The organism is Staphylococcus sp. HMSC62A08, from assembly GCF_001839105.1.
GTDB lineage: Bacteria > Bacillota > Bacilli > Staphylococcales > Staphylococcaceae > Staphylococcus > Staphylococcus caprae.
In genome coordinates, this window is sequence record NZ_KV840026.1 from 1 (window position 1) to 12,267 (window position 12,267).

9 protein-coding genes and 1 pseudogene are annotated in these 12,267 nt (G+C 34.3%); all 10 read right to left on the reverse strand.

Annotated elements, in window-relative coordinates:
• Positions 1-732 precede the first annotated feature (732 nt).
• Positions 733-786: pseudogene (locus tag HMPREF3264_RS13070) on the reverse strand (hypothetical protein); the annotation flags it as partial.
• Positions 787-1,860: 1,074 nt separating this feature from the next.
• Entirely contained in the window at positions 1,861-2,106 is a 246-nt protein-coding gene (locus HMPREF3264_RS00050) for a 4-fold beta flower protein (RefSeq protein ID WP_070871522.1), read from the reverse strand.
• Positions 2,107-2,341: 235 nt separating this feature from the next.
• Entirely contained in the window at positions 2,342-3,262 is a 921-nt protein-coding gene (locus HMPREF3264_RS00055; protein ID WP_070871523.1) for an SMODS-associated NUDIX domain-containing protein, read from the reverse strand.
• A gap of 1 nt (position 3,263) precedes the next feature.
• Positions 3,264-4,646: a nucleotide-binding domain-containing protein gene (locus tag HMPREF3264_RS00060; protein WP_070871524.1), complete on the reverse strand. Its 1,383-nt coding sequence runs from the start codon at positions 4,644-4,646 to the stop codon at positions 3,264-3,266.
• A gap of 230 nt (positions 4,647-4,876) precedes the next feature.
• The gene (rlmH, locus tag HMPREF3264_RS00065; RefSeq protein WP_070871525.1) at positions 4,877-5,356 is read right to left on the reverse strand and encodes a 23S rRNA (pseudouridine(1915)-N(3))-methyltransferase RlmH; all 480 of its coding nucleotides are present in this window, start codon (positions 5,354-5,356) and stop codon (positions 4,877-4,879) included.
• A 407-nt stretch (positions 5,357-5,763) separates the two neighbouring features.
• The gene (locus tag HMPREF3264_RS00070) at positions 5,764-6,546 is read right to left on the reverse strand and encodes an MBL fold metallo-hydrolase (RefSeq protein WP_002445012.1); all 783 of its coding nucleotides are present in this window, start codon (positions 6,544-6,546) and stop codon (positions 5,764-5,766) included.
• Between the two features lie 513 nt (positions 6,547-7,059).
• A complete protein-coding gene (locus HMPREF3264_RS00075) occupies positions 7,060-7,848 on the reverse strand; it encodes a two-component system regulatory protein YycI (RefSeq protein ID WP_044466529.1) in 789 nt (262 codons plus the stop codon).
• Positions 7,849-9,186, reverse strand: a complete 1,338-nt coding sequence (gene yycH, locus HMPREF3264_RS00080) for a two-component system activity regulator YycH (protein ID WP_070871526.1) — start codon at positions 9,184-9,186, stop codon at positions 7,849-7,851.
• Positions 9,179-11,011, reverse strand: coding sequence for a cell wall metabolism sensor histidine kinase WalK (gene walK, locus HMPREF3264_RS00085; RefSeq protein ID WP_002445018.1), 1,833 nt, complete (start codon positions 11,009-11,011; stop codon positions 9,179-9,181). The genes yycH and walK overlap by 8 nt, the downstream gene beginning before the upstream one ends.
• A gap of 12 nt (positions 11,012-11,023) precedes the next feature.
• Positions 11,024-11,725 carry a response regulator YycF gene (yycF, locus tag HMPREF3264_RS00090; RefSeq protein WP_002434481.1) on the reverse strand — a complete coding sequence of 234 codons (702 nt, stop codon included), beginning with the start codon at positions 11,723-11,725 and terminating at the stop codon, positions 11,024-11,026.
• Between the last annotated feature and the right edge of the window lie 542 nt (positions 11,726-12,267).

Consider the following 12,267-nt stretch of genomic DNA (forward strand, 5'->3'; position numbering starts at 1 on the left):
TAGCACAAAATAAAATAAGTTAAGTGGGAATATCCACTTAACCTAGCAATAACATTCATTTTAAAAGTATCTCAGAATTCCTCTTCATTTTTTTCAATATCATAAATAAACTTATAAACACCTGGCAAGGCAAAAAGTTGATCCTCATAGTATGAACCACCATAATAACTAACTTTTTGGAAGTCTCTATAACAGAATTTTTGAGATTTTACACTTTTCAATCTGACACTAGCAAGTAACTTTTTAGCTTTTTTATTATCATATCTCATTTTTATATTCAACGAAGCACTAAATGTAAAAATCATAATACTAATTATAAGAATATCTGTTGTTATTTCAGAAGTAATCTCAGTCATTTGAGATTGATAAATAATATCTCTTATTTTATTCACAAATTCCTGATTTGAAAGGAGCATTTGAATTTCATTAGGAAGTTTAGAAAAATTAGGATCTTTAGTAAAGTTAAGTGAAGGTTTTTCAATACTATTCATTACAAACGTAAAAACTAATAAAACTATATTTGGTAAGCCATTGATGAATAATTGATTTTCATATAAATTTCTAATGACGTAAGGTTGTGCATAAAGACATATGATGCCATAAGATACTGTAGAAAATAAAATAAATAGAATTTTCAATAGAATTAAGTTTTCAATTTCTTTACTATCGTGTAGAAAGCCTACAATTAAAAATGAAATAAAAGGTACAATTAAAGTGATAACAATTGGAAATCTATAAAGTGCAGTTTGTATTATACAAAATATAAAACCCATTAAAATAATTATTAGAAAAGTAATTGCCAGTGGTTGAATTATAGTTAGTACTTTTAAAAGAAGATAAATAGCTATTATAAAAATAAAACTAAAAGCATACATTATTTTGTTCAAGTTTTCATAATATTTTCTAACTATTTTTTTATGATTTTGCTTTTTATCATCTAATATTACCCAATGTTTGAGAAGGTTAGTATTTTTTCGATCATGACATACTTTTGAAAAGTAGTTTTGTAATTTCTTATTTTTGATATTTATAAAAAGTAGAATTGAGCTTGTTAAAAAAAGATAAATCATAGTAAAAACAGATGGTCTGTAAACTAATATTTCTAAAATCAAAGCCCATATGAAAAAGAGAAAGATGTATAATGGTTTAATATTCAATCAACTTCATCTCCATTAAATATAATATCAATAATAAAGATTAACATAAAAAGCCATTTCAAATTTTGTATTATAGATATTTCACTATTTCTATTCATTAATAAGCACATTCTTTTCAAAATTTAACTTCAATACTATTTACAATATCATTAAGAGATTCTTTACCTCTATGAAAAATTAAATTTTAAGTTTCATTTACATCAAAATATCTTATTCTATACATCAACTCAGTTTAATATAATAAATATTTATCAATAATTTTCTATTATTAATAGTTTGTTTCAAACTTACCTATCTTTTCTTTGGTCTTGAAATGATTTAACCTTTTGTATAAAAATTTTCTCAATTACAATTCGATTACTTGATGCATTGAGCTAATTAGTGACAAAATCAAATTATGTTCCATTAATATTTCTATTTCATAATATTCATAATTTCCGTCCTAAATCAATGACTTTCTGTCGGGTAGATGAAGCCCCAATGGAGAATCAAAAATATTTATATAATCATAGATAGTAGCGCTATAATTTTCAAGTATCATTGCAATCACTCATTCTAATAATTTTAGTTATATTCAGTATTTACCAGTTTTCTGTTATTAGATAGCTTTTAATAGCTTATACCATTTTTTAAAAAATTCTTCTCCATCTATGCTAGCCCAAGAAACTGAAGGTATCTTTTTAATTTTCGATAACTTCTTTACTTATTTTATTGGTCTCACTTTTGCTATTGGTTTTATTGGATCACCATGAGCATACTTAGTATAAAGCACACATCTTCCATCCAAATCTCTAATCCATCCATTTTCAAACCATCCAATATGAAACTCATTAAATCCAAAAATTTCATTATTATCTAGGTAATCCACTGGCTGGCCTTTGAAAAGATAAATGTCCTCATTATTTTCAATATAAACTATTGGTTTACCCTTTTTATCATATAGCTCCATCTTTACTCTTTGTTTCCATTATAATTTCATCTAAATAAATATTTTTTAATTTATAAAATGGAAAGTTCGACTATTACTTATACATTACAATATGTTCATTCTCTCTTTATGAAGTAGCTAAAAAAACGTATCGTTTGTGGTATGCTTCAGCGTAACGGTTAATCCTGAGTTCAAAAATAATCCATTAACCTCATTAACGATGATACACTTGAACATGTCATGTTTTCAAAATAATTTATAATCGAACAGTAATAATGTCCTTGATTTTATTTCTATTAGTCAAATCGTCTGTATTTTCGGTCAATATTTTTGGTGTATGATTAGCAATATCGTCTTTTAGTTCTCGAGTCCCATATTTAACTCCATGAGCTTTAATTGTATCAGCTGATGCAAAACAATATTTGTCAGAACTTAAATGCATAAGTTCCCTGAATAATTCTTCTTGTTTTTCTGTAAGTTTTATTTCAAGAATATCTGCTAAGAGGAATTCAAAATGATTAAACACTCGTCCGTATTCTACATCTGTCATATGTCTACCAATATATCTGTAAGATAAATTACCGAAAGTATCTTTATTCAAGATGCCAGTTGTAAATATTTCTTCTTCAAATTCACGACTAAGATTATTTACATTTTCTCTGCATGATGTTTTATTGAAACGTTTTATAAATCTCCTTAAATCTTTATTCTTAACTAGTAGCCTGTAGTCCCTTTTAGTTACTTCATCTACTGGGATTCGATTATCACTTTCAGCTGGGATATGTCGTGACAGATATTCTCCCTCTTTTTCATAAAACTTGTACGCACCTCCTACAGGTTGATATTTCTCTGACCTATTATTCAATACTAAAAAATATTTATCATCTACTTTAATTCTATAAAGATATGCAAACGAAATTCTTATTAAAGTGTCGTCTTGTAACTTTCCTGCTCTTTTTAACTTTCTCTGAGATGTCTTCCAGTTACTATTATCTGCTAATTCGATAGTACTACTCCCGATTCTAGGTATAATAGCACCGGCAAATAAAAGAACAACTTCTGAACCAAATAGTATATTAACAGTTTTTAAATATTTGCTAAACAATATAAGTGTCAAAAATACAACACATATACCTAACATTTTTAAAACCTTTTTCCCATAATTATATTCTTGCATTTTAATTGCCTCCTATAGGTATATCTATATGACCTATACCTACGCATATGCTTTCCTTAATTAAATAGCATTCAATATAATGGAATCCTGCGAAATTTGAATTCTCCTTAATTTCAGTACCTCTACTGTCTACTATCTGTCCTCTTATACAATCTCGTTTTTCAGCTTCAATACCGATATTCCTTACCTTCCAAAGAATCTTATCATAGGACGGACAATCAGTATCCCCAAGCCTACATCTAATAGAAAAATTATATGGAATAAACTTTTTAAGTTGTGGGGAGAGTTTATCAAAAAACTTCTCAATTGGCATAACAGAAAAACCATTACCTGAAACATCACAGTCTATGGAAACATTATATTTTTCATAAATCGGATATAGTTCATCTATAAATTGCTCAGTATCATTGAAACTTAGGAAACGACTCTCACTAATATTTCTTCTTTGATTTTGTTCGGCTAATTCCTCCCAATAAGAATGATTGAAAAACAACGCCCAAGCTTGCAGAGCATCTTCTCGCGAGCATTCCTTATCAAAAAGTATGGCCAACTTATTTAGACTCGCTCTCAATCGATTTTTCCAATTCTTCATTCGCTTATAATCAACATCTCTAATTATTAGCTCTCTCCCATTATCGACAGGAGCTTTAACATCGAGATGGTTCTCCAGACGTTGCACAATAGCTTGCATAGTGTAATAAAATTTCTCATCTAAGCGTGAATAGTTATTTTTTAGCTTTGCGTCACATAATATTGTTTGAACAAGACCACTCGGCATATTTTTCCAACTATCTCTTGATTTACAGAACATCTTGGACAATCTCACTATTTTACGTAAATCATCACCAGAATACTTTACTCGATCAATGAACCACTCTTCTAATGCCTTGATGTGCCTTTCTGTCCATTCTACCCCTGCATGCTCATATGTATAATTATCGTCCCACTCATATTCTTTACTACGTTGGAATATAGCAAAGTCCATATGATATCCAAGAGAACTATACTTTAAACGTACACAACTAGTCTTTATTTCAGGTGGTTGTGCAAATTGTCTAGTTTTTCTTTCAAGAGCATTTGCTACCATATTGCGAGTAGCTTGTGCACCCAAACTATTAAGACAATCTGTTTCAAATACTATACCTACATCAATATCATAGTCCTTCTCGTCATTCTGCGTAATGGTATGCATAGCCATGCTACCTTGAATACGGTCCTCTGCAATTTTATAACTCGTTTTTTTCTCTCCATTATATTCCTTTAACCCATCTTTCATCCTTCTAATATTCTGTTTGCGCCTTAGTCTTAATTCATTCTGTTCTTTAGCGGAAAGTACGACCTTTTTACGATAAAAAGTATAGAACTCCTTTGAACAATCATACATTTTTAAAAACCCCTTTCGTCTAAAGCGAACTTAAATTCGATTATTTATTACATATTTTATTCTTATTTTCAAAATATATTCTTTGCAGTTTTAACTAAGTAGTTAAACAAAGAGAGTGATAATGAAATATTTCTTCCTGTCTATTGTGAATTTAAAATTATATTTTATTAATAATTTTATATACATATTCTTTTTATTCTATAGTATTAAATCTTATTAAAAAAACTGCATCACTTATGATAAGCTTCACCGCGCATTATTTTGAAGGCGCGGTAGATTTGTTCGATTAAGATGACGCGCATCATTTGGTGTGGGAAGGTCATTTTGCTGAATGAGAGAGCGTAGTTGCTACGTTGTAAGACGTCTTGATGTAGGCCGTTTGATCCTCCTATGATGAATACGAAGTCGCTTTGGCCTTGGGTCATGCGTGTTTGTAGTTCTTTGGCTAGGTCTTCTGATGACAACATTTTGCCTTGGATTTCTAATGTAATGACTGTGGATTGTGGTTTGATTTTAGTTAGTAGTCGTTGGCCTTCTTTTTCTTTGACTTGTTCTATTTCTTTGTCGCTCATATTTTCTGGTGCTTTTTCGTCTGGAACTTCTATGATTTCAATTTTTGAGTAGGCTCCTAGTCGTTTTTCATATTCTGCTATTGCTTGCTTCCAATATTTCTCTTTTAGTTTTCCTACAGACAGGATTGTAATTTTCATTTTATCCTCCATATAAATATGTATGATTTATCTAACTTATCCACAAGTTATTAACTTGTGCACACTATTCCCTCTTATTATAACAATAATTTTTATATTACCTTAACTATTTTTGAGATTTATACACATTTCATGTGGAATAATCTGTTATTTTGTGGATAACCCTGTGTATATTGTGGGTATTTCTGTGTGTATTGTACACAACTCTGGATAACTATGGACATTTTAGTGGATAACTTTAAGGTAGTCTTAACCAAATTTTTACAATTAAGGCTTATATTATCTACTTTTTAGACCAACTCGAGTGTTATTTTCCTAATTTTCCATTACTTTTCCACAGATTTTTTCAAAAAAGAACCTACTTAAATCTCATATTTAAGTAGGTCGGGTGTCTTACTATTATTTAATTATAGCGTATAAATTGGTGTAGCTTGAGCTTTATCCGTATCGCAGAGAAGTACTTCTTTCTCAGTATCGATATCATGTTCATTTAACACTTGGCCTACACTCATACGAGCAAGGTCTTTCATGTTGTTGTCTTGGGATAAGTGAGATAAGTAAATGCGCTTCGTGTTACCTGTGATAACGTCTGTCATTGCGAGACCAGCATCTTCGTTGGAAACGTGACCCATATCACTGAGGATACGTTGCTTTGTCTTCCAAGGATAACGACACATGCGTAACATATCGACATCGTGATTACTTTCGAACATGAATGCATCACTGCCACGAATCATGCCTTTCATACGGTCTGACACGTAGCCTGTATCTGTCAGCATCGTGAATTTCTTATAGTTGTTGTTAAAGATATAGAATTGTGGGTCGATCGCGTCATGTGAAACGTTGAAAGACTCGATATCAAATCCTGCAATAGATTTCGTTTCATATGGATTGAAGATGAACTTCTGATCCATAGGGATGCGACTGTCTTTCTTTTCAATGGCTTTCCACGTGTTCTCATTCGCATAAATTGGAAGGTTATACTTACGCGCGAGAACGCCAAGGCCTTTGATGTGATCGATATGTTCATGTGTAACTAAGATACCGTTAAGATCCTTAATATTTCTATCAATTTGGCTGAATAGCTCTTCCATTTTCTTGCCGGTTAGACCTACGTCTACGAGTAGGCTACCTTTCTCACTTTCAACGTAAGTGGCGTTACCTGTACTACCACTTGCTAATACACTCATACGTATCAAGCGGCTTCATCCTTTCTAATATGTACAATCTTTATTTGTTTGAGAATTGTTAGGGTGTGATGTGGATATGACGTGCGTTTAGGTGTTGTTGCGTTTAGTGTTAGGATTCTGGTTTGTAATTTAACTTATTGCACGTGAATGTGAGTCATAATTGAGATTTCGAGGTGTGTTGATTCTAATTATTTAATCTCGAAACGAAACGTTCTCTAAAATTCCTTTATATTATACTATACCAATTTTAGCAGGTGTGTGCCAATTGTCAGTTTATGAATAGTTAGTGACGTAGAATATTAATTTCTGACCGCTTCGTAATTGCATAAAGAAACGACCACTCTGCTTCGGTGAGTGGTCGTTTTGTGTGTTGTAGTATAAAAATGTTGCTGGAATGATGGACGGGCTTCAGTGAGCAGGTCGTTCAACAATAATACGCTAATCGCTAAAATCAAAAATCGATTTTTGCTCATAGCTAGTTATTGCTCACGACCTAACCGCTCACTTCAGCACCTAGTTTATAACTTTTGGGTTTTGGTCGGTGGCTTCGACGTAGTAGGTTTCTATGTTGTCTTTGCCTTGGTGTTTGACTTTGATTTCCCAGTTTGGTTGTAGTAGTTGTACGTTTGTTTCTTTTACGACTGAGTAGTAGCCTAGGCGTGCGTCGATGACTTGGTCATGTTGTTTTAAATATCTATTGTAATAAAGTGCTTCGACGGCTTTACGTGGGCTGATGACTTGTTTCTTCGAGCTGTTTGAACCTTCTGCCATATGGATGTTATTCATGGCTGTTTGTTTATAGCTGGTTGCCTTTCCATTATTTAAATTAAAGGTTAAACGCGCTTTACTATTGTTCATAATTGGATAGCCTTCGAATGTTTGTTCATAAGTCATGTTGTCTGAACTTAAGTCACTGAGTTGATATTCTTTGCCGTTATAAACGTTACGCGCTATGAAATCTTTAATGTCTTGAAGGTTCTTGTCGCTGACTTTCACTGTCTTGTCTATGTCGCCTTCAAGTGTCTTGTCTGAATCTGAGGTGCTCAGGCTAGAGTGATCTTTCGCATAACTTGAGAAGTCCTTAGAACGTGCTGTGATTTGTGCGAGTTTGGTGTCTTTCACGCTCTTATTCAGCACGTCTTCAGGCACTTTAATTTCCTCTTGCTGAAAATTAACATGATTACTACTCTCAGCGTCGTTAATCTGTGCTTTATTGACTTTATCGATATAAATCATGACGAGCAAGATGTTGACGAGAATAAATACGAAAATGAATAGCGTCTTAGTGCGTTTCCAGTTCATTTATTCTAGCCTCCCATCTTTATAGACGTACCAATTGCCGTCGTATTCAACATACCATTGTGGTGTGAATTCACTGTTGCGTTGAACTTCAATATCATCTTTATCTGGTTTGTCATCCATTTCATAGCCGACTGCGAGGTTGGTTACCTTTTCAAAGTCAATATTACTATCATTGGCAAGTGCTGAACGCACGGATTCGGCTGTAGGTAGGTTCTTAGATTCTTCACTGTTCAATTGAACGCTACTCTTAAGTAGTGAACGTTGGTAATCGAAGACACCTTTCTTGCCCCAAGTGACTTGAATTTCGTTTAAATTCTGAGTATTGAAGGTTGGATAACCATTTAAGAAACGTTGATATGTGAGTTTACCGTTCTTATTATCTGTGTTGAATAGACGGAAGTCTTCATTTAGGAAGCCTCCATGACCATTGATAAATTCAAACGTACCTGGAATTGTTTCTTCCATGTTACTTGAGCTTTTCGCGTCTTCGGATAAGTTTTTATAATGGTACATTTCACTCTTACCGTCATAGTTCGCGACGCCGGTATTGTTGTTGTAAGTTGTTGCACCGCTTTGTGAGCTTCGTACGATAGTTGAATCATCGAAGAGGATGGAGTTCATTCTTTCGACGTTCATTGTTGAGAAGACCATGCGGTATGACTTTAAGCCTTTAGGTTTGCTTGGTGCGAATACATGTGTTGCTTTGTCGATTGTATCTTTGTTGGTGATGATTTCTGTATATGGTTGCATGTTTGATTTGATACTTTTTAAGGCTTTATCAATGTTTTTACCTTGTGCTGATGTTTTTAGTTTCACGACTTCGTGTCGGTCTTTACTAATCGCGTAGAGCACGACGTGATTGTCGTTATCTTGGTCTACGAGCAATCGATTGAAGTTGAAGTGATTTGGTACTTTGGCATCGATATTCAGTACTTGGCTTAAGTATGTTGTTAATGGTAAGTCATATGTGAAATCGAGCACGACGAAATCGTTGCTTAATTCAGGTATGACGAGATTATGATCGCGATGTGTGTGGGAAACCGTTTTGACTTCTTGGTTCTTCAACGGTTCGATAATACTATCTAATGCATCGCCTGTTGATACTGTTCCTTGTGGTTTATCATCCTTTGCGTGGATGATTTGGAATGGTGTGATGGTGCCATCCATTTTTGCTGTCATTGGTTTACTGAGTGGTTTGGGTTCATTACTTTTACTATTTTCTGAACTAGCGACATTATTGAGGTCTGGCGTAAAGTTCCAGACCATATATGTCAATACGATACTCATGAGTACAAGTAAGCCTAGGATAATCGATTTGATATGTTCTTTACTATTCATCCCAATCACCGTCTTCAATGATTTCGCAAGGAAGTGTGATGAAGATAGACGTACCTTGTCCTTCTACACTGTTTGCCCAGATACGTCCATTATGTGCTTCGACAATTTCTTTAGAAATCGCTAGACCTAATCCTGTACCACCCATCTTACGTGTACGTGCTTTGTCAACACGGTAGAATCTATCAAAGATTTTATCTACTTTATTAATTGGAATTCCAATACCATTATCTTTTATACGAATGGTCATTCTATTGTAAAGTGCATTTTGTTTCACATGAAACTCGACACGTTTATCGCCACGTGAATATTTCATTGCGTTGGTAATAACGTTGTCGAATACTTGTGTCATCTTATCTGGATCGATTTCCGCAAAGATGGTTTGTTGCGGAATTTCACGCACGAATGTTGTATCTTTAGCTGCCATTTCATGTCGATTAATGATTTTATTAATGAACATGTTAAAGTCGATGATTTCTTTCGTGATTTGATCTGACTCGTTGTCCATTTTAGATAATTGAAGTAGGTCGTTAACGAGTCTAATCATACGTTCTGTTTCTTCACGTGTTACGGATAGGAATTGTGGTGCGAGGCTTTCATCTTGCCAAGCGCCTCCTTCGAGTGCTTCGATGTAGCTGTTCATTGATGTTAATGGTGTACGTAATTCGTGTGAAACGTTGGCTACGAATTCACGACGTTCACGCTCGACTTGTTGTTGTTCTGTTACGTCATGTAACACGGCAATGTAACCTGTGACGAATCCTGTTTCTTGAACGATGGTACTAAATTTAACACGTACAATAATGCCTTCTTCTTCGTTAATGTCTAAGAGGAAGGAATCGTTATTTTCTTGGATTTCGTCTAGTGAGAATTCATTTTCAAGGTTGAGAAGGCCAAGCATGTAATAACCGATGACGTCTTCTTTCGCGAGACCGAGCATCTTGAGTGCCATGTCGTTGGCAATACGTACGCGACCACGGCGGTCTGTCGCAAGGATACCGTCACTCATATGTGTGATAACTGAGTCAAGTCGTCGTTTCTCACTTTCAGTATTGGCTTGTGCTTCTTGAACACGTTTGGATAGATTGTTGAAGGCGAGTGCGAGCTCACCGATTTCGTCATTACCGTATATCTTAACGCGTTGGGTGTAGTTACCCTTAGACATCTCGACGGTTTGGTTACGCATGTCGGTAATTGGTTTGGTAATCGTTCGGGCGATGAAGAAACCGAGGATGACTGTGATGAATAACGATATCGCAGTACCGACGATAAAGATTTGATTGATATTGTTCAGTTGGTTATAAACGTCGTTGATTTTCGATTCTATGTAAATATCACCGATTGTTTGTTTATCGACTTTTACTGGTATGTTGTAAACCCAGACACGTTCTTTACCACTACCATAGTCTTTGAGAACCATGTGATTATTGGTTTCGCCTAGAGAAAGTGCCTTTTGGACGGAGCTGTCGTTCGCTTTTTGGTTAATTAGACCGCGGTTAGACTGCTTGGTTGTTGCCATGATGATTTGGTCTTTATCTATAAAGCGAATTTCTCCGATTTCTTGACGGTTGGCATATTCACTCAAAAGGTTTTGGATATCCTTCTGAGCGTTTACCGTACCTTTGTCATTATCGTTGTAAACTTTCTCTATATTTACATCTAACTGCTTCGCGTATTGTGTTATGTTCTTTTTAAAGTTATCGAGTAATTCTTTTTCTAAACTATTAGTAAAGTACAAACCGATGATTTGCATACCAATAATAATCAGTAATACATAAACAATAACGAGTTTAGTGTGAAGGGATTGTAATTGTTTAAGCCACTTCATGAGATGTTGCCTCTAATCATGTTGTTGGAGGAAGTATCCAACGCCTCTGCGTGTCACGATATATTCTGGGTGCGATGGATCGTCTTCAATTTTCTCACGTAGACGACGGATGGTTACGTCGACAGTACGCACATCACCGAAATAGTCATAACCCCACACTGTTTGTAATAAATGTTCACGTGTCATTACTTGACCCATATGTTTAGAAAGATAGTGGAATAATTCAAATTCACGATGTGTTAATTCGATATCTTCACCGCGTTTTTTAATTGAGTATGCATCTGGGTAGATGACAATATCTTTAATTGTAATTTCGTTTGTCGCGCCACTCACTTCTTGTGCTGGTTGTGAATAATGACGGCGCAAGTTTGCTTTTACACGTGCGATGAGTTCACGTGTGCTGAAAGGTTTTGTTACATAATCGTCTGCACCTAATTCGAGACCTAATACTTTATCAATTTCTGAGTCTTTCGCTGTTAACATGATGATAGGCATTTCGAATTTTTTACGGACTTCACGGCAGACTTCCATGCCGTCTCTGCCTGGTAACATGATGTCTAATAATACGATGTCTGGTTCTTCTTCGTAGATTAAATCTACTGCGTCGTTACCATCGTAAGCGCAGAATACTTCGTACCCTTCTTTTTTCAAATTAAATTCTAAAATATCAGCAATTGGTTTTTCATCATCGACTACAACAACTTTTCTAGCCATATACTTTAAACCTCTTTTCTCAAAGTGTAATTCTTCCGTTCGTTTAATTATGTGAAGGCTATATTTTTCTAGTTTGAACCTTGTGAAAGGTGATTTACTCTGTATATATAGCGCATAGTTATCTAATATATAATTTACCATTTATGAACGGTTAATTCTATTTTAGTATTAAAAATTATAGAATAATATTATTTATAAGTTTACCACCGAAATACTGTTTCACAAAATATGTTGAACACTTGCAAATAGCTTAAAACGTTTATATATCAGTATTCTCATTATTTTGTAATATAAATAATTGGTGTAAAACGTATGGTTACGCGATTCCTCTTCTAAAAATATGAACAAATAGGACAAATGTTAAGTTTTTGTTGCAGCGTTATAGCGTTGTAAAGGGAGTAGATTTGTTTACGCTGAGGTCGAACCTGTTGGATGTGATTGTGGTTGATTGTAATAGGAAATTTGTGGATATGCAAGCATAAAAAAATGCCTACCCTATTGGGTAGGCAATACGGTCCCGACGGGAATCGAACCCGCGATCT